Annotated in this window: 24 protein-coding genes and 1 riboswitch; of the genes, 7 read left to right on the forward strand and 17 right to left on the reverse strand. The window is 40.3% G+C overall.

The genetic code is table 11. The annotated features are described in order from the left end of the window. Positions 1-5 precede the first annotated feature (5 nt). From ilvD to KVT11_RS10675, 5 genes are all read right to left on the reverse strand, one after another. Positions 6-1,682, reverse strand: coding sequence for a dihydroxy-acid dehydratase (gene ilvD, locus KVT11_RS10655; protein ID WP_007500822.1), 1,677 nt, complete (start codon positions 1,680-1,682; stop codon positions 6-8). Between the two features lie 309 nt (positions 1,683-1,991). Beyond that, on the reverse strand, positions 1,992-3,131 hold the full coding sequence (locus tag KVT11_RS10660) for a conserved virulence factor C family protein (RefSeq protein ID WP_017359705.1): 1,140 nt from the start codon (positions 3,129-3,131) through the stop codon (positions 1,992-1,994). Between the two features lie 30 nt (positions 3,132-3,161). Continuing rightward, on the reverse strand, positions 3,162-3,785 hold the full coding sequence (locus KVT11_RS10665) for an HD domain-containing protein (protein WP_017359706.1): 624 nt from the start codon (positions 3,783-3,785) through the stop codon (positions 3,162-3,164). Positions 3,786-3,787: 2 nt separating this feature from the next. Next, a complete protein-coding gene (locus KVT11_RS10670; protein ID WP_007500827.1) occupies positions 3,788-4,270 on the reverse strand; it encodes a glutathione peroxidase in 483 nt (160 codons plus the stop codon). 74 nt (positions 4,271-4,344) lie between these two features. Beyond that, the gene (locus KVT11_RS10675) at positions 4,345-6,027 is read right to left on the reverse strand and encodes a formate--tetrahydrofolate ligase (RefSeq protein ID WP_035391708.1); all 1,683 of its coding nucleotides are present in this window, start codon (positions 6,025-6,027) and stop codon (positions 4,345-4,347) included. Between the two features lie 138 nt (positions 6,028-6,165). Here KVT11_RS10675 and metA point away from each other — a divergent pair, with 138 nt between their 5' ends. Next, complete coding sequence (gene metA / locus KVT11_RS10680; protein ID WP_008346374.1) at positions 6,166-7,074, forward strand: homoserine O-acetyltransferase MetA; 909 nt, start codon at positions 6,166-6,168, stop codon at positions 7,072-7,074. Between the two features lie 228 nt (positions 7,075-7,302). Continuing rightward, the gene (locus KVT11_RS10685) at positions 7,303-8,454 is read left to right on the forward strand and encodes a diglucosyl diacylglycerol synthase (RefSeq protein ID WP_017359708.1); all 1,152 of its coding nucleotides are present in this window, start codon (positions 7,303-7,305) and stop codon (positions 8,452-8,454) included. A gap of 35 nt (positions 8,455-8,489) precedes the next feature. On the opposite strand, the gene KVT11_RS10690 is transcribed toward KVT11_RS10685, so the two are convergent. After that, positions 8,490-9,191, reverse strand: a complete 702-nt coding sequence (locus KVT11_RS10690) for an AIM24 family protein (protein WP_017359709.1) — start codon at positions 9,189-9,191, stop codon at positions 8,490-8,492. A gap of 267 nt (positions 9,192-9,458) precedes the next feature. Between KVT11_RS10690 and cspD the strand changes: the two genes are divergently transcribed. Next, complete coding sequence (cspD, locus tag KVT11_RS10695) at positions 9,459-9,659, forward strand: cold-shock protein CspD (protein WP_003215784.1); 201 nt, start codon at positions 9,459-9,461, stop codon at positions 9,657-9,659. Between the two features lie 51 nt (positions 9,660-9,710). Here cspD and KVT11_RS10700 read toward each other — a convergent pair whose 3' ends face one another. The 3 genes from KVT11_RS10700 to KVT11_RS10710 form a co-directional block, all read right to left on the reverse strand. Then, on the reverse strand, positions 9,711-9,893 hold the full coding sequence (locus tag KVT11_RS10700; protein ID WP_008346368.1) for a hypothetical protein: 183 nt from the start codon (positions 9,891-9,893) through the stop codon (positions 9,711-9,713). 171 nt (positions 9,894-10,064) lie between these two features. After that, positions 10,065-10,247 (reverse strand): zinc-finger domain-containing protein, encoded by a 183-nt coding sequence (locus tag KVT11_RS10705; protein ID WP_008346366.1) that lies wholly within the window; start codon positions 10,245-10,247, stop codon positions 10,065-10,067. Between the two features lies 1 nt (position 10,248). Further along, the gene (locus KVT11_RS10710; RefSeq protein WP_017367474.1) at positions 10,249-10,920 is read right to left on the reverse strand and encodes a ribonuclease H family protein; all 672 of its coding nucleotides are present in this window, start codon (positions 10,918-10,920) and stop codon (positions 10,249-10,251) included. A gap of 94 nt (positions 10,921-11,014) precedes the next feature. Between KVT11_RS10710 and KVT11_RS10715 the strand changes: the two genes are divergently transcribed. Genes KVT11_RS10715 through KVT11_RS10725 form a run of 3 tightly spaced genes read left to right on the forward strand, consistent with a single transcriptional unit; the run spans position 11,015 to position 12,270 of the window. After that, positions 11,015-11,704, forward strand: coding sequence for a queuosine precursor transporter (locus tag KVT11_RS10715; protein WP_007500834.1), 690 nt, complete (start codon positions 11,015-11,017; stop codon positions 11,702-11,704). Between the two features lies 1 nt (position 11,705). Continuing rightward, complete coding sequence (locus KVT11_RS10720) at positions 11,706-12,101, forward strand: reverse transcriptase-like protein (RefSeq protein WP_017359712.1); 396 nt, start codon at positions 11,706-11,708, stop codon at positions 12,099-12,101. 43 nt (positions 12,102-12,144) lie between these two features. After that, positions 12,145-12,270, forward strand: a complete 126-nt coding sequence (locus KVT11_RS10725; protein ID WP_008346357.1) for a hypothetical protein — start codon at positions 12,145-12,147, stop codon at positions 12,268-12,270. A gap of 40 nt (positions 12,271-12,310) precedes the next feature. Here the strand turns inward: KVT11_RS10725 and KVT11_RS10730 are convergent, their stop codons facing one another. From KVT11_RS10730 to KVT11_RS10755, 6 genes are all read right to left on the reverse strand, one after another. Next, positions 12,311-13,198, reverse strand: a complete 888-nt coding sequence (locus tag KVT11_RS10730) for a 5'-3' exonuclease (protein ID WP_210552086.1) — start codon at positions 13,196-13,198, stop codon at positions 12,311-12,313. 274 nt (positions 13,199-13,472) lie between these two features. Then, positions 13,473-13,736, reverse strand: a complete 264-nt coding sequence (locus KVT11_RS10735; RefSeq protein ID WP_008346351.1) for a YpbS family protein — start codon at positions 13,734-13,736, stop codon at positions 13,473-13,475. 41 nt (positions 13,737-13,777) lie between these two features. Next, on the reverse strand, positions 13,778-17,371 hold the full coding sequence (gene dynA, locus KVT11_RS10740) for a dynamin GTPase (protein WP_210552087.1): 3,594 nt from the start codon (positions 17,369-17,371) through the stop codon (positions 13,778-13,780). Positions 17,372-17,502: 131 nt separating this feature from the next. Further along, positions 17,503-17,610 carry a Fur-regulated basic protein FbpC gene (gene fbpC / locus KVT11_RS21295; RefSeq protein ID WP_306172627.1) on the reverse strand — a complete coding sequence of 36 codons (108 nt, stop codon included), beginning with the start codon at positions 17,608-17,610 and terminating at the stop codon, positions 17,503-17,505. A gap of 64 nt (positions 17,611-17,674) precedes the next feature. Further along, the gene (locus tag KVT11_RS10750) at positions 17,675-18,184 is read right to left on the reverse strand and encodes an isoprenylcysteine carboxyl methyltransferase family protein (protein ID WP_017359716.1); all 510 of its coding nucleotides are present in this window, start codon (positions 18,182-18,184) and stop codon (positions 17,675-17,677) included. Next, positions 18,184-19,281, reverse strand: a complete 1,098-nt coding sequence (locus KVT11_RS10755) for a type III polyketide synthase (protein WP_017359717.1) — start codon at positions 19,279-19,281, stop codon at positions 18,184-18,186. The genes KVT11_RS10750 and KVT11_RS10755 overlap by 1 nt, the downstream gene beginning before the upstream one ends. A 495-nt stretch (positions 19,282-19,776) precedes the next feature. On the opposite strand from KVT11_RS10755, the gene KVT11_RS10760 reads away from it, so the two are divergent. Continuing rightward, positions 19,777-20,631, forward strand: coding sequence for a polysaccharide deacetylase family protein (locus tag KVT11_RS10760; protein WP_165378906.1), 855 nt, complete (start codon positions 19,777-19,779; stop codon positions 20,629-20,631). A gap of 65 nt (positions 20,632-20,696) precedes the next feature. Here the strand turns inward: KVT11_RS10760 and pbuX are convergent, their stop codons facing one another. Next, the gene (gene pbuX / locus KVT11_RS10765; RefSeq protein ID WP_007500846.1) at positions 20,697-22,016 is read right to left on the reverse strand and encodes a xanthine permease PbuX; all 1,320 of its coding nucleotides are present in this window, start codon (positions 22,014-22,016) and stop codon (positions 20,697-20,699) included. After that, entirely contained in the window at positions 22,013-22,597 is a 585-nt protein-coding gene (gene xpt, locus KVT11_RS10770; protein ID WP_008346333.1) for a xanthine phosphoribosyltransferase, read from the reverse strand. The genes pbuX and xpt overlap by 4 nt, the downstream gene beginning before the upstream one ends. Before the next feature lie 118 nt (positions 22,598-22,715). Then, a riboswitch (purine riboswitch) is annotated at positions 22,716-22,815 on the reverse strand. Positions 22,816-23,100 lie beyond the last annotated feature (285 nt).

A 23,100-nucleotide genomic window follows, 5' to 3' on the forward strand; every position in this document is an offset into this window, starting at 1 on the left:
TCAGATTAAATTTTCATGATTCCGCCTGTATTGGCTGATGTCACAAGTTTTGAGTATCTGGCAAGGTAACCTGTTTTTACTTTTGGCTCAAAGCCTTTCCAGTTTGCTTTTCTTTTTTCCCATTCTTCTTCCGGGACATCTACGCTTAAAATGCGTTTTTCGATATCGACAACGACATGATCACCATTTTCAACAAAGGCAAGCGGGCCGCCTTCTGCTGCCTCTGGAGAGACGTGTCCAATAGACAATCCGCGAGAAGCACCGGAGAATCGTCCGTCTGTAATTAAAGCAACCTTTGGACCAAGTCCCATTCCAACAATTTGTGAAGTTGGTGCAAGCATTTCAGGCATACCTGGACCGCCTTTAGGTCCTTCATAACGAATAATGACAACATGTCCTGCTTCTACTTTTCGATTAATGATTCCTTCAAGTGCTTCTTCTTGGGATTCAAATACGATCGCAGGTCCTTCATGACGTGTGATGCCGTCTTGTACACCGCCTGTTTTAATGATTGCTCCATCTGGCGCAAGGTTTCCAAATAAAACGGCTAAGCCGCCCTTTTCAGTAAATGGCTTGTCAATTGGATAAATGACGTTATAATCTTTTACCTCATGACCTGCAATGTTCTCGCCTAACGTTTTCGCTGTGACGGTCATGGTATCTAAATGAAGAGCCCCCTCTTTTTTGGACAATTCATTTAGTGCAGCAGTCACTCCGCCAGCTTCATGTAAATCTTCAATATATACATCTGAAGCTGGAGCAAGTTTCGATAAATGCGGCACTCGTTCTGCGACTTCATTGATACGCTCAAGTGAGTATTCAACGCCTGCTTCATTTGCAATCGCCAATGTATGAAGAACTGTATTGGTTGAACCACCAAGTGCCATATCTAAAGCAAATGCGTTATCGATCGCTTTTTCCGTGACAATATCACGTGGTTTAATGTCTTTTTTGATTAGCTCCATCAATTGTTTTGCTGACTTCTTCGCAAATTCTCTTCGTTCTGGTGATGTCGCCAGAATGGTTCCATTTCCAGGAAGAGCAATCCCAAGCGCCTCTGCTAGACAGTTCATTGAATTTGCTGTAAACATACCAGAGCAAGATCCGCATGTTGGACAGCCAAACTGCTCTAATTCGTTTAATTCCTCTTCATTAATTTTCCCTGATTGGTATGCCCCTACGCCTTCAAAGACAGAAGAAAGAGAAATTTTCCTGCCATCACTTGTTCTCCCAGCTTCCATCGGTCCACCACTGACAAATACAGTTGGGATATTCACACGCATGGCAGCCATCATCATACCTGGCGTGATTTTATCACAGTTAGGAATACAAACCATGCCATCAAACCAGTGTGCAGACACCACGGTCTCTACTGAATCAGCAATGATTTCACGGCTTGGCAATGAATATCTCATCCCAATATGCCCCATCGCAATTCCATCATCTACCCCAATTGTATTGAATTCAAATGGAACACCGCCAGCTTCACGAATGGCTTCTTTCACAATTTTTCCGAATTCCTGAAGATGGACATGCCCTGGGACAATATCAATATAGGAATTACATACGGCAATAAACGGCTTGCCAAAATCCTCATCTTTTACCCCAGCTGCTCTTAATAAGCTTCGGTGAGGTGCTCTGTCAATTCCTTGTTTAATCATATTACTGCGAAGTTCTGCCATCTGTTTAAAAAGCCTCCTATACTACTAGTCTTGTTGACTGTATGATTTTGAGTTGATTTTATTTTACAAATTTTCTGTTTATTTAGCCACCTATAATAGATAGTGACTTATTTCTCTGCTGAAGCAAGTGCTCAGCAAGGATTGTGTCATAAAATCTGACCTCCAATATTCTATATTGGTACTACTATATAGAGTTTTTTCTCATATTTCAACAATATTCAAAATAATTTTTCTGAAAAAATTTTTCTGCCAATAAAAAAGCCCTTTTCAGAAAACAAGCTGCCTTTTATTGGCAGCTGTCTCATCGTCTTATGATTCTGATGCATTTTTTCTACTTTCTGTCATTTGCTTCCACACAGAGCCTTTTGCTTCTTCTCCGTGCTCAATTCGTTCGATGGCCATTTTCACTTGAAGACTGACTTCAAATTCAGGGTCCTGCTCCGCTTCTTTTAAAGCTTCGAGTGCTGTTTCGTCACCTTCTTCATAAAGGAACATGGCCGCACGCCAGCGGACAAGCTTACTTGGGTCCTTTAAGGCTGCGATCATCGCTTCAATCGCACTAGAATCACCAAGATCTGAAATACAATCTCCAGCAGTTCTTCTAACTGTCACTGTTTTATCTTCAAGCCCTTTATACAAAATAGGCAAAATGGCTGGATCTTCAATCATGCCAGCATTCACAACAGCTTGTCTGCGAATCGATGTTTTTGGATCCTCCATCGCTTTCATTAAAACAGGTATATCTTTTTTCTCTGGCTGCATTTGCTCTAAATGAGCAAAACGTTTCTTCCAATCTTCATCGCGCAGCATCTCTTCTGTCACATCATATGCTTTTCGGTTCACTTGTTTATCTACAGCCTCTTGACCTTCCTTCACTGCCTCTGTTAAACGGGATAAACGCTCGTCGTCATATGCAGCTTGCAGCTCTTCTGTGACTTCTTGACCGATATCAGCAAATTCTCCAAAACGTACGCCATGTTCTTTCCACACACGTTCAAATACAACATTATCTGAACTGCTTCTTAGCTTTAAAATCGCTGCCTGGAAACGTTCAGGCATTCCAAATCGTTCTTCTCTTTCACCGTCTGTCAGCTTGACCTGCATCGGAATCCCATTAAACATTTGAACATGCACTTTGACTTCTCCAAATGTGTCATCACCTGACTGCGATTCTCCCTGAAGACCTTCTGTTTCTTGTCCAAAGGCTTCTCTGACTTGCTGTAAAATACCTTGCCAATCAAATTTCGCATTACGCTCAACCGCTAAGAAATCGGCTACATGGTAAACACCTTTTACACCTTCAATGGTTAAAATTCGCTTGATCATCTCTGGCGCTTCGTCTTTTTGATCTTTTTTGTAGTTATTGCTTTTACCGCCTGCAAGCGCTTCTGTCAAAATGACTTTCATTGTATTCGGGCTTGGCGTTGGTTCTATGGCAGTTATTTTCATCTATACATCCTCCTTACACACATAAAGACCCTACTCATCTGTAAGGCCGCATTCTTCTTTCCATGTCTTGATAAATAGACACATAAACTCATGCCGCTCATGAGCCAGCTGCTTTCCAGCACGTGTGTTCATCAAGTCTTTTAATTGAAGCAGCTTTTCTTGCATATGCACAAGTACTGTGCCTTGGTGAGCACCCTCTGTATAGTGAGGCTCCCCTTTTGCACCTGCATATGTAAACACCCTTGCAATCCCAGTTGCACCTATCGCATCTAGCCGATCTGCATCTTGAACAATGGCCCCTTCTAATGTCACTGGCTGATGCTGCATATGCCGGTGACGAAAAGACATCGTTGTAATAATATCCATGATATAGCGAATATCTCGCGTGTCCACTTCCCACAAAAGGAGCTGCTGCTTGAGATCATGCGGTGAAAGCTTCCATTCACTAGACAGCTTGTCATCAATGACATCATGGACAATCGCTGCCATTTCAATGACAAAAAGCGACCCGCCCTCCTGTTGTGCAATATGGACGGCAAGCTGGCGCACACGATTGATATGAGCTTCATCGTGTCCAGTCGGTTCATTCTTTAGCTGTTTTGAAACAAAGGAGGCAGCTGCCTCCAATTGTTCTTGCTGCTTGTTCGAATACATGCTTATTTCTCCAAAAGAGCGATAATGGAGCTTTCTAATTCTTTTGGTGGTGTTTTAGGAGAAAATCGTTCAGTCACTTCTCCGTTTTGGTCAACGATAAATTTTGTAAAATTCCATTTCACCGTTTTTGTACCAAGCACACCTTTCGCATGACTCGTTAAGTATTTGAAAAGCGGATGCGCATTGTCACCATTGACATCTACTTTTGCAAACATCGGGAAGGTCACACCATAGTTTAACGAACAGAATTCTTGAATTGCTTCTTCCCCTTCTGGCTCTTGATTCATAAATTGATTGCACGGAAATCCTAAAATTTCAAGGCCCTTTTCATGATATTGATCGTATAACTCTTGTAATTGTTTAAATTGAGGGGTCAGTCCACATTTGCTCGCTGTGTTCACGATGATCAGTACTTTCCCTTTGTAATCTGCCATTGATTTTTCCTGACCGTTAATGGTCTTGACCTGAATATCATAAATTGACATCTCATAGCCTCCTAGGATTCACTTTTTCCTATCGTAACATGCTTCTTTTAGAAAATCGCTTTTTATGCTTTCTGCTAAAAGAGTCCAGTCACACTGCCGTCTTCTAATAAATCCATCTCAAGTGCCGCAGGTTTTTTAGGGAGACCTGGCATGGTCAGAATGCTTCCTGTTAGTGCAACGATAAAACCTGCTCCTACAGATGGTTTTAACTCTCGAATCGTAACGGTGAAGCCTTTTGGTCTGCCGATTAAAGCCGGATCATCCGATAGTGAATATTGCGTTTTTGCCATACAAACCGGCAAATGGGCCCAGCCATTTTTCTCAATTGCAGCTAGCTGCTTTCTTGCTTTTGATGTAAGGTTGACGCCGTCTGCACCATAAACCACTTTGGCGACTTTTGACAACTTTTCTTCAATGGAATCTTGCTCCTCATATAAATAAGAAAAGCTGTTTTCATTCTTTTCAATGAGTGTCGTGAGCTCTTCGGCAAGTGCTGCGCCGCCAGCTCCCCCTTCTTCCCATACATTGACGGCTTTGACTGGATGTCCATTCGTTTCGCACCAGTTTTCTATTGCTTGAATTTCTTCTTTTGTATCGGTAATAAAACGGTTCACTGCAACGATGTATGGTAGACCGAAGGCTTGCACTGTTTCAATATGCTTCTCTAAATTATGTATACCTTCTAAAACAGCCTGTGCATTTGCTTCCTTGAGCTCTGTTTTCTGCATTCCGCCATGCATTTTTAGCGCCCTGACAGTTGCTACAATGACAACAGCGCCTGGTTTAAAATCACCGGCTCTTGTTTTGATGTGAAGAAATTTTTCCGCGCCGAGGTCTGCACCAAATCCCGCTTCTGTTACGACGTAATCTGCTAGTTTTGCCGCCATTTTTGTGGCAATTAAACTATTGCATCCATGTGCAATATTGGCAAAAGGACCACCATGAACAAGGGCTGGAGTTCCTTCAATCGTTTGAACAAGGTTTGGTTTCAGCGCATCTTTTAATAGCAAGGTTAATACGCCTTCATATCCTAGATTTCCAACTGTGACCGGTTCACCTTCTTGATTGTAGGCAACAACAATAGAAGAAAGACGTTTTTTTAGATCGTTTAAGTCGTCTGCTAAACAGAGGATGGCCATCATTTCGGATGCAACCGTAATATCAAATCCATCTTCTCTAGGGTACCCATTTAATTGACCGCCAAGTCCTACGACCACTTGTCTTAGAGCACGATCGTTTAAATCTAACACTCGTTTCCATACAATTCGGCGTGCGTCGATCCCAAGCTCATTTCCGTGATGGATATGATTATCAATAAAAGCAGATAAAGCGTTATGTGCAGATGTAATCGCATGAAAATCCCCTGTGAAATGAAGATTGATTTCTTCCATAGGCAACACCTGTGAATATCCGCCGCCAGCTGCACCACCTTTAATACCCATTGTGGGACCTAGTGAAGGTTCACGCATGGCAATGATCGCTTTTTTCCCAATTTTCTCGAAGGCTTGACCGAGGCCAACTGTTACGGTGGACTTCCCCTCACCTGCTGGCGTTGGGTTGATCGAAGTCACAAGAATCACATTTCCTTCTTTTTGTTCCTTCAAACGGTCAAAAATAGTCAAAGATATTTTCGCTTTTGTGAAACCATAGCATTCTAATTCTTCGTCATGTATTTGTAATTTTGCTGCGATGTCTTGAATCGGTCTCAGCTTTGCCTTTTGGGCAATGTCAATATCTGATAAATGCTTTGTGATCATGATTAATGGCCTCCTTTTTTGACAGAAACAGCTTTCTTTTTTGCTCTATTTTTCATTGTAACATAATTGAAACATTGAAATATCGCCAGAAAGTTCCTATAATGAAGTGAAATTAGCTTTGGTTCAGGGGGTGGCGAGTTGCCTATTAACATACCAGTTCATCTGCCGGCAAAACAAATACTAGAGAGCGAAAACATTTTCGTCATGGATGAGACAAGGGCATTCAAACAAGATATCCGTCCTTTGAATATCGTGATCTTAAATTTAATGCCAAAAAAAATACAAACTGAAACGCAGCTGCTGAGAATGCTCGGAAATTCTCCTTTGCAAGTGTATTTTACATTTTTGATTCCAAGTACACATACACCGAAGAATACATCGAGAGAGCATCTAGATGAATTTTATACGACCTTTGACTCGATTCGCCATAAAAAATTTGATGGCATGATCATTACAGGTGCACCAATTGAGCATTTAGCTTTCGAAGAAGTTTCCTATTGGAAAGAACTGCAGGACATTTTGGACTGGAGTAAAACGAATGTGACGTCTACTCTCCATATATGCTGGGGGGCACAGGCTGGTCTTTATCATCATTATGGCATTGAAAAAATCAAGCTTCCAGAGAAAAAATTCGGTGTTTTTGAGCATCTTGTCAAAGAGAAAAAAGAAAGATTAGTAAGAGGTTTCGATGAAGTATACTATGTCCCACATTCTAGGCATACAGATATTAATACAGAACAATTAAAAAACACGCCGAATCTAAAAGTATTGAGCACGTCTGAGGAAGCTGGTGTTTGTTTAATTGTTTCAGATGATGATAAACAAGTATTTTTAACTGGACATCCTGAATACGATACAGATACATTGAAGCAGGAATATGAAAGAGATTTGTTGAAACATGATACAGTCAAAAAACCCGTCCACTATTTCATAGAAGATGGAGACACATTAGTTCCAGTGAACCGCTGGAAAGCCCATGCTACTTTGCTGTTTATGAATTGGCTTAATTACTATGTTTATCAAGAAACACCATATGTGTGGGAATAAAATAGACTGTAGTCTGATGATAAATGCTTAAAATGTGTTAAAATACAAATGGCTCTGTCTTCCATTATCAATTTAGTCTGTTTGTTTTTTAAAATTAGTTTAATTCTTTCGTAACGAATGATATGCTCTCGCTGTTTATATGTTATCTTTATGTATATGTAGACCTATGAGATTTATAGTTTTCGTACGAAGTTTTGTTGTTGTTGATTACATTTGAGGTGAATATTCTTGAATACCAATAAAAAAATATTAATCTTGACCGCAAATTATGGAAATGGACATATGCAGGTTGCAAAAACACTGTATGATGAATGCAAATCCCAAGGGTTTGAACATGTGATAGTTTCTAATTTGTATCAAGAATCAAATCCCATTGTGTCTGAAGTGACTCAATATTTATATTTAAAGAGCTTCTCCATTGGGAAACAATTTTATCGCTTGTTTTATTACGGTGTAGATAAAATTTACAATAAACGCAAATTTAACATTTATTTAAAGATGGGAAATAAGCGTCTTGATGAATTAATTCAATTACACAATCCGGATATCATCATCATTACATTCCCGATGATTGTTGTACCTGAATACCGAAACAAAACAGGTAAAGTCATTCCAACATTTAATGTGATGACAGACTTTTGTCTTCATAAAATTTGGGTACATGAAAACATTGACCGATACTATGTTGCAACCGAGTATGTGAAACAAAAGCTAGTAGAAATCGGCACACATCCAAGCGATGTCAAGGTAACAGGCATTCCGATTAGACCACAATTTGAAGTAGACGTGCCTAAATCGATCATCTATAAAAAATATGGATTATCATCAGACAAAAAAGTCCTTCTCATTATGGCGGGTGCCCATGGTGTACTAAAAAATGTGAAGGAACTGTGTGAAGCACTACTTCTTGACAGTGAAGTACAAATTGTTGTTGTGTGCGGTAAGAATGCAGCGCTGAAGCAATCGCTTAGCGAACTTGAACAAGCACACCCAAATCAATTGAAGGCGCTTGGATATGTGGAACAAATTGATGAATTGTTCAGAGTAACGGACTGTATGATTACAAAACCGGGCGGAATTACATTAACAGAAGCAACAGCAATTGGTGTCCCAGTTATTCTTTACAAACCTGTTCCAGGACAAGAAAAAGAAAATGCTCTTTTCTTTGAAGATTACGGCGCTGCCATTGTCATCAACAGACACGAAGACATTTTAGAATCTGTCACCAACTTGCTGCAAGACGAAGAAAAATTAGAATCCATGAAACAAAACATCAAAAAATTACACTTAAAACAGTCTTCTCAAACCATTTTAGAAGATATCGTCGAACAATCAGATCTGATCATGAGCAACAAATCGTATGCTCAAGCATTATCATAAAAAGGTGTCCGTCATTGACGGACACCTTTTTTCTTTTAACCTTGATTTCCATTCGTTGTATATACTTCTTCAAACGGCTGAACAACAACAAAGCCACTTCCGCTAAACTTCATTTGAATGGACTCTCCGCTTCCCCTGCCAATAAACGTTTTGAACGATACATCTGTCACAAATTCAGTCTGCAAATCTCCTGACCATGCGACCGTCGCATTCGGATCTGTATAAACAGAATCACCTGGCTGAACAATCAGCGTCAGCGGTTCGTAATGACTTGTGATTGCCACAAGACCTGGTCCTTCAAGTTTGACATTAAATAATCCACCTGCAAGCATGCCAGATACCTTTTTCATTAATTTAATATCCCACCGAACTGACGGTTCAAATGCGAGCAGGTCGTTTCCATTAACGAAAATAGACTCCCCTTGAGCCAATCGAAGAATCGAGATTTTTTTCCCTTGGTCTGCTACATATAATTTCCCATCACCTGTGGCCTTCATCAAAGAGGTTCCTTCTCCTGATAACATTTTTTTGAACATCTTTGACACACCGTGTTCAAATACACCTTCACGTTCAAACTTTATTTTCCCGCGATACGAAACCATGGAGCCTGTCTTTGCCCAAATGGTATCTGTTAAATTAATTTCTAACAATCTTGATGTTTCAAGTTCGAAGACCCCTTCCCCTTTGTCTTCTTGCTGCGTATTCTGAACAAACTCCTCAATTGTGTAACGATTCATGACGCACCTCTTTCTGTATTTTTACTATATACGGACAAGTTATACATTAGGTTTCATGAGATTAGGACGTTTTATAGATAAATGTCATTCACTAAAAAAACAAAAAAATCAAACATTCTGCTCAAAATTTGGCTTGCCTGCTTGACGCTTTACTTTTGATGGTGTATAGTGGAACCATCATTTAACAACTGCTTAAGTCGTTAGGTGATGAAAAATTTTTTTTAGTATGCCAAAAGGTGTGCTACAGTACTAGGAGGAAAAAGCAATATGCAAAACGGTAAAGTAAAATGGTTCAATAATGAAAAAGGTTTCGGCTTCATTGAAGTTGAAGGCGGAGACGACGTATTCGTTCACTTCACAGCTATCGAAGGTGACGGTTACAAATCTCTAGAAGAAGGACAAGAAGTTTCTTTTGAAATCGTTGAAGGTAATCGTGGACCTCAAGCTGCAAACGTAACAAAAATCTAATCAACTCAATCAATGATGAAACGACAAAATAAAGAGAGGCGTATGCCTCTCTTATTTGATTTTCAGCTGAATTTCAATCGCTAAAATATTTTGCTTTAATCTTTGTTCAATTTCAGAGATATCTTTTTCGAGAAAAGGTCTTCCCTTCTTTGCTACATCTACCAGTTGCTCTAGATCACTGTACACCTCTTGAAATGTCCGATGTAATACCGTTTCAAAATCCTTATTATCCATGCCGGCCTTCCCCTTTTCCTCTATTATCCGTCACTTAGTCAAAAAGTAACTCAACCAAAACTTTCTATAGTTATATCGGCTCATTTTTCAGAATATGTTCTTTTTTTACACATTCTATTCGTTTTTTTTCGTGAGCGTATGATACATCTAGAGGAAAACCGGAGTGTACGCTTATTTTTTGAGTAATTCATTCCCGTATTGTTTGATCTTCTCTCCTACCGTGCATTGCTGTATACAAAAGGAGTGCGCGTATTTTTTGCCAAATTCTTTGCGAAAGTGCTTCTTAATCAAGCAATCTGAACAATACGTGTCTTGAAGATCTGTTAATTCTTTTACTGCTGTTTTTTTATCCACTTTATTCAGCTCCGTCTGCTTCTAATTTCAACTTACTTTCGATGGGGACGTCTGCAAGTATCTGTCTGGCAAGCTGATCTGCTTCTGCATTTTGTTTACGATCGATGACTTCATATGTTGGCGTGAGCTTCAGCTCTTTGATCGCAGCCTCAATTCGGTCGAGCCATTTGTTATGTATATCATCATAACAAGGCCATTCCCCTTTGAGCTGATTCATCACAACAAGAGAATCTCCTCTAATCGTAACAGAGTTTCTGCTGGCTCCCAGTTCTTTTAAAGCTTTTACCGCTTCAAATAAAGCCGCATACTCTGCCTCATTGTTCGTGGTGCTCTGAAAAGGCTGATTCTTCCTTAACCGGTATGCATCCTGTCCGAGCTGATAATACACAACAATTCCAAGCCCAGCATCACCTGTTTCTTTGCGAAAACTCGCATCAAAATAGACCTGAAGCTGATCGGGTTCAAGCCTAAGTTCTTCGTTTAGCTTTTCAAGTTCTTTCATCGACCACATCGCACCCTTTTCATCTTCAAATGATAGAAGTGACTGCGGTTCTTTTTTGTCTATATGTTTTGCTAAAAGCAAGGCTTCTTTGAGCTCCATCCAATCTTCTTGGAAAAAAGCAATGGACCCAATCGATTTCACTTTCATTGTATAGTGTGCTCTTAGTTTCATTGATCACATCGCCTTCCCGTACTTTTAAGGTAAACGTTCGTTATGCTATAATCAAAAAGTTACATTTTACATTTAGAAAGGAAGTTCATGTCACTTGTTTAATGAAGGTATTTGGATCTTATTTGCGATCATTAATTTTATCATTGTTCTTCTATTTTATAAAGGATTTGGCAAGATGGGGCTTTTCGTCTGGATTGGTTTTGCAACAGTTGCTGCCAATTTACAAGTGGTCAAAACCGTTGAATTATTTGGCTTAACGGCAACACTTGGCAACATTTTATACGGCAGTGTGTTCTTTGCAACGGACGTCCTAAATGAAAAATATGGACAAACCGAAGCGAAAAAAGCTGTCTGGATTGGCTTTGCCACCCTTTTAACATTAACTGTTGTCATGCAGGAGGCTTTGCTTTTCCATCCCGCTCCATCTGACATTTCCCAATCATCATTAGAAACGATATTTGGCTTTATGCCAAGGGTCGCTCTTGGTAGTCTTGCTGCTTATATCATCAGTCAAATGTTAGATGTTTATGTATATTCGTTTATTCGCCGGATATTTCCTTCAGACGGTGCGCTCTGGCTGCGAAATGCGGGGAGTACAATGATTAGCCAGCTGCTTGATACACTCGTTTTCACAACCATTGCCTTTCTTGGTACCTACCCATTCCATATATGGATCGAAATTTTCATCACGACTTATGTGATTAAATTTATCGTCGCTGCCATTGGCACACCTTATGCCTATGCGGCGAAAAAAATGGTTCCGATTGATGAAAGGGGGAAATAAATTGCCAGCTGAAATATATATTGACGGTGCTAGTGCCGGAAACCCAGGTCCATCTGGCATCGGCATATTCTTGAAATATGACGGAAAAGCTGAGTCTTTCTCCATTCCTCTTGGCATCATGAGCAATCATGAAGCAGAGTTTTCCGCGCTCATTGAAGGCATGAAAATTTGCGTAGAAAAAGGATTACGGACCGTTTCATTCCGCACTGATTCACAAGTAGTGGATCGTGCAGCCAATGCAGGATTTGCTAAAAATCCATCTTTTCGTCATTTTATCGAAGAAATGCTGCAGCTTCAAAGCGAATTTGATTTATTTTTCATTAAGTGGATTCCGAGCAAGGAAAATCAAGTGGCTGATCAGCTCGCTAGAAAAGCGATTCACCTTTCAAAAGGATGAATCGCTTTTCTTTTGGTTATGCTAATGTGTGAGGTGATACGAATTGGATAAAGAGAACAGAGGCCGTGTCACAAACGGAACGACTCCTCAAGGTGATGCGCAGACAAAAGATAAACAGCCAATATCGCAATTAGAAAATAAGGCGAAAAAAAGCAACACAAAGGGCTAATACATGTAGCCCTTTGTTTCTTTTCTACGTAAGAACAACCTTAACTGATTCCTAATTGACTTAAGCGGTTAACCATTGGTTCGATCCCTTTAATTTGATGCAAGCGCAGCATCGCGGCTACCCGTTCTGGATTGATGTTCATTTTTGTTTGATCAATCGGACAGCTGAGTGGTACATCACATTTAATTTCTGCCAGTATACGAGAAAGCTTCAGATCTTCTAAACCTGCTTGCATTTTCTTTTGCTGAGCTGCCGTTAATGCATGAACATTTTCTAACAGTCGATCAATCGTTTCATACGTTTGAATAAATTTCAATGCTGTTTTTTCGCCGATTCCTTTTACACCAGGGTAATTATCGCTAGGATCACCCATCAGCGCTTTCATATCAATCAGCGCCTTTGGAGAAATGCCCATTTCCTCTTCAAAAAGGGCTTTTGTATAATGCTTATAATTCCCGATGCCTTTTTGCATTAAAGCCACGGTCACTTGTTCATTCAAGATCTGCAGCAAATCTTTATCTCCTGTTAAGACGGTCACATGTGCTTCGTTTTGATAGATTGATGCAAGCGTTCCAATACAATCATCTGCTTCAAAACCTTTCACACCAATGTTCATGATCCCCAGTTCTTCTGTCGCCTCTTTTGCTAAATCAAACTGCGGGATAAGCTCAACAGGCGCCTCACCTCGATTGGCTTTATAATCTTGAAATAATTCGTTCCGGTATGTCTGGCTTCCCATATCCCAGCAGCAAACGATATGAGTCGGCTCAAATGTTTGGACAGCTGTTAACAAATGCTTCAAATAACCATTCACTCCATTTGTCGGTACACCACGATCATTTATCATAAAATTGCGATGGACAGCCGTCGCATAAAACGACCTAAAAAGAAGTGCCATTCCATCTACAAGTAAGACGTGTTTATTCATTCATCTAAACTCCCTTTTTATAAACAATACTCCTATTCTATCATAGAACATCGAAACGAACATAAAAAAGGCGCCTTCTTCTTTTGATAAAGAAGAGGCAGCCCGATTACTTTTTACCATATTGCATTTTTTTCGTTTCCGCTTCTGCGTAGGATGGCATGTCTTTTTCCTTCGGCATGCGCTCCTCCTGCTGCTTTACGTTTTGCTTTTTTGCCATGATCATTCCCCTTTCTGGTTCATTTGTTAAGATGACCAAAAATGAGAAAATTACTCTTTACTTCTGTTTACGCTGGGTGTATTCCTCCACCATCTCAATCGTCACGTGTTTACGAAGCGGAACAATTCCGCCTCGGGCAAGCTCATTCATTTTAGACGTAATGGCGTTGATCTCATCTGTTGAAAATGGTTCATTGTGTTCACATTTTTTCACAGCCGATTCAATCGCCTGCTCTCTTTTTTGTTCAAGTGCAAGAAAAGATTGGATGTGGGCATGTTGTTTCTGTGAATGTGCAGAAATTTCTTCGTGTACGCTCGTCATCGTCTATCAACTGCTTTCTTTTTTATATAGTCTATCATGAATCATATCGTTTTCAACTGGTTCTTCCATTCATTTGTTTGTTCATAAACTTGTTCAATGACCGCCTGTTTTTCAGCATCTGTTGTAAGGCTCGTCATAAATGTCTGTTTTTGCTCATTGAGCTGTTGGAGAGCATCTTGTTCGTACCTTTCCGTATAGGTCTTCACTAGCTTTTCATATCTGCTCAGCAACTCTTCTTTTTCGTTATCTGCCCAACGTGTTGTCATTTGATGTAGAACATCTCGAATGGCTTCAATAAACGCAGCCTTTTCATTTTGTTCAAAAAAGGCTTTCGCTGATTTTTGTTTCTTTAAAAGCGGCTCAAATGGTGCAATCTCTGCTTCGACTTCAATTTGTTTTAGCTCAGCATTTTTCTCCTCAGGGGCTGACAGGCTGAGAGAAAAGTAAGGATCTTCCGCACATGCAGCCTGCATCCCTTTTTCCCACTCCTCCTGGAAATAATGGTGGATAAACGATTCCATTCGGATATCAAGTGCCTTGAGCTCCTGCACAAATTCAAATTCATACTCCTTTAACGCTTTCTCAAGTGCCTTTTTTAACTGCTGACCAAAATTCCCTTGAGATATGCCAGGATAAAAAGCCGACTTTAATAGATCATTCGCAAATAATGAAAGCCGCTGTACAATATGATAGAGCTGTTCATGCACGTCTTTTTTTACGCTTTCGGTCACAAGTTTAGACCGTTTCACATCTTGCATTTTTTCGAGAATGGCTTCATAGGATGTCTTGATGTTTTTCTTTTCAGCTTCTTTCTCATCTTCTGATTGATGCAAGGTCGCACGTAGTCTATCGACCGTTGTACATAATGTATTAGCTTCAAAATGCAAAAGTTCAATGGCATCTTTCGTTAATTCTTCCTCAATAAAATAGTCGAGCTGTTTTCTCAGTGTTGCATATTGATTATAAGATGTCGGCTCTTTCCCCTCGATCTCTTCCTTACTAGACACATGATGCAGGTTTGGATTGCGGATGCCTTCTTTTGTGAGCTCGCTTCGTACATAGTCAAATACGGTTTCAAGCTCTGCTTGATCCTTAGCCAAATCAGCTGCATTGATGATAAAGAACATTTTATCCATGCTAAAGGAATCTTTTACGAGTCCAAGCTTCCGTAAAAATGAGCGATCAGCTTTTGAGAAAGAGTGCTGATAATACGTTAAATAAAGAAGGGCGTCTGCATCCTTCATATACTGGAAGGCGATTTCTGTATGACGCTTATTCATACTGCTTGCACCTGGTGTATCGACAATCGTCAGCCCTTTATCTGTCAGAGGTGTACTTAAATACACCGTCACTTCCTTCACCACACAAGAAACAGATTCTTCCGCTACATAAGGCTTTAATTCTTGAAGTGTGACATGTAAATTGGTTTGGTTGTCAATGTCATCATGAAACTTGGCATAGGCTTGTAGAAAATGTTCTACAATGATTCGGTGATCCTGTTCGAGCTGCCGTTTTTTCAGTACTCTTTCCAGCTTTGCCTTAAACGAATCTCCTTTTTCTGTTGTGATCGAAAATCCAAGAATCTGATCGAGTTCCTCTAGAATGTCCTGCTTGGTTTTAAACACCACTTTGACACTTTCATGAGGATGATCTTCCGTAGGTCGTGTCAGTTTGTTAATTGTTGCAGTTGTTGGCGTAGGAGATGATGGTAACACCTTCCGTCCAACAAGCGCATTGGCAAAAGAAGATTTTCCAGAACTAAAAGCGCCAAATAAAGCGAGTGTAAATTCTTTTGCTTGCAGCCGTTCTGTTCGTTTTTCAAAGGAATCTCTTTGAGACTTTAGAATATCTAAAGGCGATAAAATGCGGGAAAGCTCTTTAAATTGTGCAATCGATTGTGCTGTTGTTAAATGCTGCGATTGACGGTATTGATTGCGCTCTGTCCGTTCAGCAGCTAGATCGCTCTCTTCAGCATGAATTGATGCGTGATTCTTCTCCAGCTGGTCGTGCTGCATCCATTGCTTTTTCGCATAAAACCAGTCACCCGGGATATGCTCATCCGTTCCGTTTTGCCAAATATCCCATATATGCTGAATATCCTGTCTTATTTGTTCATTTTTTTCGTTATACCCCTCAAGGCTCTGAAGCTCTTGTTTCGCTTGCTCCCATTTTTCCTCTTGCTTCTCCTGTTCATTCTTGAGCTGGTCTTTCAAGGTTTCAATCATCTGTTCAATCAATTGAAGCGCTTGCTGTTTCGCCTGTCTTTTCAATGCTTCACCAGCATCTTTCGCATATTGAAGAACATATTCGTTAGAAAAAGTTGCCCCTTGGTGAATGACCTTTTCAAGCAAGGATTCTTCAATAGGTGTCTCAAATGCCATGGCTTTGTCTAATAACGCTTCGCCAAGCTGATGCTGTTTTATTTCTTTTTTGAGGAGCTCGGCAATGTGCCAGTCAACTTCCGCTTTCATTCTCTTTTTTACATCTGCTAAGAATTCATTTGCCCTTTTTTCCTTTTCCTGCTCGGTTTTATTTTTGGCAAAAAGTAAACCCACTTTAAAGCCAGGTGCTTTCGATTCGATATAGTCACTTGCAAGCTCTCGCATCTTAAATGGCGTGAGGTTTGCATTTTTTAAGATGTTCTCTACTTCAGAAGACACTTCATCTTCTACCTGCTTTGCACCATTTTCAATAAATCGGCGTTTCTCTTCTAGTTCTTTCACTTCATTCCTTTTTTCTTGCAGCCGCGCGTCAAGGTCCTCTTCATGCAGTTCTTCTTTTAACGAGTCTATATGTTCTTTTAAAACATGTTCGATTTTCTGCTCTGTATAGGCTCGAAGTGATGCTTTAGGCATGGTTTGTAATTCTTGTAGCTTCTTCACTAAACGGATCATTTCGTTTTTTGGGTGTGCCTCATCCGTCACAGAAGTAAAATATAGATGTTCTTCTTCAATGCCTTCTTTTAAAAGCATCTCAACGACTTGTTTTTTGTAGTTTTCAAAAGTTGTCTCTTGTTCATCGTGCCGATCCACTTGATTGACGATGAAATAAAGATTAGGCACTTTCTCTTTAATCGAGCGAATGAAGCGAATGTTTTCTTCAGAATGGACATGGTTATAATGAACGACATAAAAAAGAGCATCCGCTTGATGAAGAATAGAAGCAGCGGATAAAAAGTGCGCATGATCCGTTGAATCAATTCCCGGCGTATCAATGAGTGCCACTTTTTCTTCAAGTCCACTATAATCACCGCTAATTTCCACCATCTCAATTTGTTCCCCATCTTTACAAAAACGCTGCACCGCTTCTTTATCATAAGAACCGCCCATTTTTGCGAAACGTCCATCAGACGTATGGAGCTGAACTTCACTGACCCCTTTCCTGACAACAACCAAGTTTGCACTCGTTGGAATTGGGCTTGTGGGCAGGATGTGATCATGAAGAAGATGATTCACTAGTGATGACTTACCAGCAGAATAGTGGCCGGTAAATGCGATATATACTTCTTCTTCAGCTTCCTTTTTCATAATAGATGCAAGTTTGGCTGCGCGCTCGTGATCATCCCTTTTCAGAAGGCTTTGATATAAAGCACCTGTAGTTTGAACGAGCGAATCTCGAATAGACAAGTCTTTCATGACGATAAACCCCTTTGTTTTTAGAAAAGTCAGTTATGTATGTGTACCATTTTACACAAAATAAAGAGATTTTTCTTCTGATCTGAGGAAATAAAAAAATCTGCTGCCCGATCAGTCGCAATGGACTGCAATCAGGAAGCAGATTTTTTTGAAACACCTTTTAATACGAAGCCAATCAATAAGCTGTATACACAGACCGTACCGAGTAAGAAAATCATTGTCATGTGATCACCGTCCATCCTTCATGATTGAGAATGTTTATCATTAATGAAAGTGTAGCACAATTGATAATGATTTTCAATATTAATTTAATAAATACTGATTCAGTGCTTTTTCTTCTGTTTGTATTCTGACCATCATCATCCATCCATTTAAACACGTAAACAAAATGGCAGTAATAAATGCGTTAAATAGCAGCGGAATGAACATCAGTTCAATCGCCACCACCACATAGTTAGGATGCTTTAACCAGCGATACGGCCCCTTTTTCACAATCATCGCATTGGGAACGACTAAGATTTTTGTATTCCAATACGTCCCAAGTGAACATAGTGCCCAGTACCGAATCACCTGGGTAGCAAGAAGGAACACAAGCAGCAATAGGAAAAAACGAGACGGTTGACGATGCAGCAGCCATGTCTCTCCAATAAGCGAGAGGAAAAAAGCTGCATGCATAGCGACCATATAAGGATAATGGCTTGCACCAAATTCAATTGCTCCGATCGCCTTCACCTTCTTTTCATTTCTTTTCGCCACAAGCACTTCAATGAGGCGCTGACAAATGAAAATGCCAATCACTATCCAGAAAATCATCACGAGAGCCCCTCCCATTTCATGAGCAATAATTCTGATGAAAAGCCTGGACCAAGTGCTCCGCAAAGCCCCACCTGTCCTGCATCTAGTGACTGATGTTCAAGAAAATGCTTCATGACATATAAAACGGTGGCAGAGGACATGTTTCCATGCTGTTTCAGAACCTCTTTTGAAGAAAATAGCTGATGCTCTTGTAAAGATAGGCTTTCAAGATAGGCATCAATCACTTTTTTTCCTCCAGGGTGAGCAAGAAATACGGATACATCCTCTGTTGAAAACCCTAGTTGATGTAAAAAGTGATCCACTTGCTCTTTTAACCAGCCAGAAATGATGGACGGAATGTCACGTGAGAAGATGACTCGAAATCCGTCGGCGGTAAAATCCCATCCCATCACATCCTCAGAATCTTTCATGGTCACTGACTGCGTGCCAAGCACTTTAGGAACCGTTTTTAACCGCGTATACTTAGAGGCGGCCTTTTCTCCAGTTAAAAGAACGGCCGCAGTCCCGTCACCGAACAGCGAGGTTCCAATTAAATTGCTTTTTGATTGATCTTGCGGCTGAAAAGTGAGGCTGCAAAGCTCGCAGGCAACAACGAGCACTTTCGCTTCTGGATACGCCCTGATGTATTCATAAGCTCGGGATAAGCCTGCCGCCCCGCCCCCGCAGCCTAACCCCCAAATTGGCACTCGTTTCGTATAAGGAGAAAATGGAAGAACATTCATCAGCTTTGCATCAAGACTTGGCGTTGATAACCCTGTACTGGAGATGAAAAACAAAGCATCAATCTCATCAAAAGGAACTGGCTTTGTAAGGAACGCTGTTTCATGCAGACAGTGAAAAACGGCTTCTTTCGCATGTGCCAATGCTTTTTCGATATAGAGGTTGTTTTTCTCTTCAAAAGAGTGATGTTCTTGATACCAATCAATAGGCTGTACAAACTGTCTGCTCTCTATTTCGCCATTATTAAAAGCTTTTAATAGCCGATCAATATCTTTAAACGATCGTTTAAATTGAGACCTTGCAAATTGAGCAGCTGCTTGCTGATCCACATGATGTTTTGGCAGACTTGTTCCAACTGAAAGAATGTATGCCATCGGCTTCACCTCTTTTTTCGGTTAATATCCCCAATCAAAAAAAGGATATACATGCCAAAACGACACAATTCAGTCAAAATATTTTCCTCCGTCTAACTTTTTGTCTTGACGACAATTGATAAATATTGGATAATATAGGTGAAAACATGATGTAGTTTTCCTCCTTCACAGGTTCGTTCCAAGCCAAGCGAACCTGCTTTTTTTATGCAATTTTAATAGAGTTATTTAACATAGCTTTATACAAAAAAAGACCTCTCAAATGAGAAGTGCAGACCGTAGACAAACCCCACCTTTCATTTAAACATGGATGGATCACCTTTTTTTCTGATCAACACAAATAAATAACCATAAAATTCTAATTTATTTGATGATTTTATATGAAAAGGGGTTTTTTTCCTGTATACTTAATCAATATGAGCACCATGAAAAACAGTGAAAAAAGACAGAATCTACTACATGATTCGGCACAAAATTTAATTGATTGGAGTGATTGTCATGAAAAAGGTGTCCAAAAAACAAACACCCTACAACACGATATTTCTCTCGAAGATAATTGGTTTAGTGCTTCTTACACTGTTTCTCTTTTTTATCTGGGATATGTCTAAACCCCATTTGCAGGCGACAAATGGGCAAGCAACAATTGTTACTAGCAGTGACTTCCGAGACACAAGTATCAGTCTGAAAGCAAAAGATCATTCTACAAGAACATTGGATCAACAATTTAAGACCAATCCAAACCAACAGACAACGAATAAAACGGTCTTTTTAACATTTGATGATGGTCCTTCTGCTACATCAAATCAGCTGTTAAATGTCTTAAAAGCACATCAAGTGAAGGCGACATTCTTCATGCTTGGACCGCAAATCCAAGCTCACCAAGCAGCTGTGAAAAGACTTTATCAAGAAGGACATCAATTAGGGCTTCATGGCATGACGCATGATATAAACCGCTTTTATCAGAACAGTGAGTCTCCCGCAAATGAAATGAGAGAAGCTCAGCTCATTCTTGCTTCTGTTACAGGCGTTTACACCCGTCTTGTGAGAACACCTTATGGCAGTGTTCCAAATTTAACATATGATCAAAAAGTACGTTTAAACCAAAATGGCTTTATTTACTGGGATTGGACGATTGATAGCCTTGACTGGAGATATAAAAACTCACAATATGTTCCAGAGGTATTGAATCAACTGCAAATGTTTGAGAAAAATAAACCATGGGAACCAAAAGTGATTTTAATGCATGATCAACCCTCTACCACGAACTATTTAGATAGCCTGATTACACAACTAAAAGCAAGGGGCTATACATTTGCAGTCATTAACGAAACAATGCCGCCGGTACAACATTAATAACACTAATCACAACAAGCCCGTATCCAAAGGATACGGGCTTTCAGCTCTCCAAAGAGAAGTGATTACATAACAGATTGCTTAGGTTCTTCCATTAGCTCCTGCTCTGTTTCTTTTTTAAAAGGAATCATGTGATAAATAATATGAAGCAAAATAGCGGTAAAGCTTCCGGCGACAATTCCGTTACTTGTTAACAATTTAATCGATTCTGGCAAATGCTCAAACATTTGCGGCACAACCGTTACTCCGAGCCCGATGCCAACTGAGCATGCGACAATGAGCAAGTTTTCCTGTTTGGCAAAATCGACGCGTGAGAGCATTTTAATCCCGTACGCAATGACCATTCCAAACATGGCGACCATTGCACCGCCTAGAACGGATTTTGGAATAATCGTTGTAAATGCCGCGATTTTAGGAAAAAGGCCAAATACCATTAATAATACACCTGTCACCACAATGACCTGATTTTTCTTCACGCCTGTTAATTGGATCAATCCAACGTTTTGGGAGTAGGCTGTGTATGGAAAAGCGTTGAAGATACCGCCTAATAAGACGGCAATTCCCTCTGCACGATATCCCTTTGCTAAATCCTTCTCTTTTAATGAACGATTCGTTAAATCTCCGAGCGCAAAGTATACACCCGTTGATTCGACTAATGACACAATGGCAACTAATGTCATCGTCATGATTGGTGCAAATTCAAAAGTAGGCAACCCAAAGTAAAAAGGCTCAATGATGCGGAAAACTTGTGCATTCGCCACTTCTGCCGTCTCCACCTTCCCTAAGAAAGCAGCAACTGCTGTCCCAAGTAGAATGCCGATTAAGATGGCAATGGCTTTCATGAATCCCTTTGTAAATCGATAGAGAAGGACAATGATAAACAATACAAGAAAAGCAAGTCCAAGATTCTCAAAAGAACCATAGTCTGCACTTCCTTCACCACCTGCCATATTGTTCATGGCGACCGGAATTAAGGTAATTCCAATGATCGTGACGACGGAACCTGTGACAACGGGCGGGAAAAATTTCACAAGCTTCCCAAAGAAAAATGAAAGAGCAATGACAATACACCCTGCGGCGATAATACTTCCATATATAGACGAAATTCCATATTTAGAGCCAATCGCAATCATAGGAGATACCGCAGTAAATGTACAGCCTAGTACAACAGGCAAACCGATGCCAAAAAAGCGGTTTTTCCATACTTGAAGCAGTGTGGCAGCACCGCACATGAAAATATCTGCCGAAATTAAGTACGTCAGCTGGGCTGGCGTGAGCCCAAGCGCATCTCCAACAATGAGCGGAACAAGAACCGCACCTGCATACATCGCCAGTACATGCTGTATCCCTAGCGAAAGGGTTTTGGCTTTTTTAGCGGCACTCATGATTGTACCTCGCGTACAAACGTGACTTTTCCTTCCTCGAGCGATTCGATACGTGCGAGTGACTCGACTCTATAGCCCATTTGCACAAGTTCTTTCCTTCCAGGCTGGAATGATTTCTCGATAACAATTCCAAAACCAGCTACTTTTGCTTTCGCTTGCTTTGCGATTGCAGCTAGTCCCTTAGCGGCTTCTCCATTTGCTAAAAAGTCGTCGATAATTAACACACAATCATCCTCACTAAGGTGCGTGTTAGAGACAGCGATCGTACTTTCTACTTTTTTGGTAAAAGAATACACACTTGCTGTCAAAAGGTTATCCGTTAAAGTCAGTGATTGCCGCTTTCGTGCAAAAACAACTGGCACATGAAGGGCAAGTCCAGCCATGACAGCAGGTGCAATACCAGAAGATTCGATTGTGATAATTTTAGTAATTCCATCATGCTTAAATAATCTAGCAAACTCTTGACCGATCTCATGCATTAACACAGGGTCAATTTGATGATTTAAAAAAGCATCTACCTTTAGCACTTGATTTGACAGAACGATTCCTTCGTTCTCGATCTTTTGACGTAACAATTCCATCATTCTTCCTCCCAGCATATTAGCAACTTTCATTTTTTTGCATAAAAAAAGCATTGCTGTCCATTAAGGAGCAAGCAATGCGAAAACGATCCACGGGATCTTCAGCTCATACAAAAGCTGTTTCATTTTGCTCACTCATAGTCGGACGGTATCGGTGTCCGGTAGAAACTTGCGTGCCATTATCACGCGATTATATGAGTGTTATAGTGTTCAAATTATAACAAGATTTCAGACGCTTGGAAAGCACTTTTCTAGAAAAATACCGAACTTAAATAATCATTAAGCTTTAAACGTTCGTTTTTAGAATATTCAACCAGCAAAAAAGCACCCTTTTGATTAAAGGGTGCCTCAGATTGTTGACAAAGGGCTAAAATGAACTTTATTTTAGCCCTTTGTCTTCTTTTCAGCGTGTTAGAAAACCTTTGCAGTCTAGGAAGGACGAGCACCGGAGCAGAGCGAATTTAACATTCGTGAGCACCGGCGCGCAGACCCTGACAACGAAT

Source organism: Bacillus sp. GbtcB10 (assembly GCF_019091365.1).
In the GTDB taxonomy this organism is placed as follows: domain Bacteria; phylum Bacillota; class Bacilli; order Bacillales; family Bacillaceae; genus Bacillus; species Bacillus altitudinis.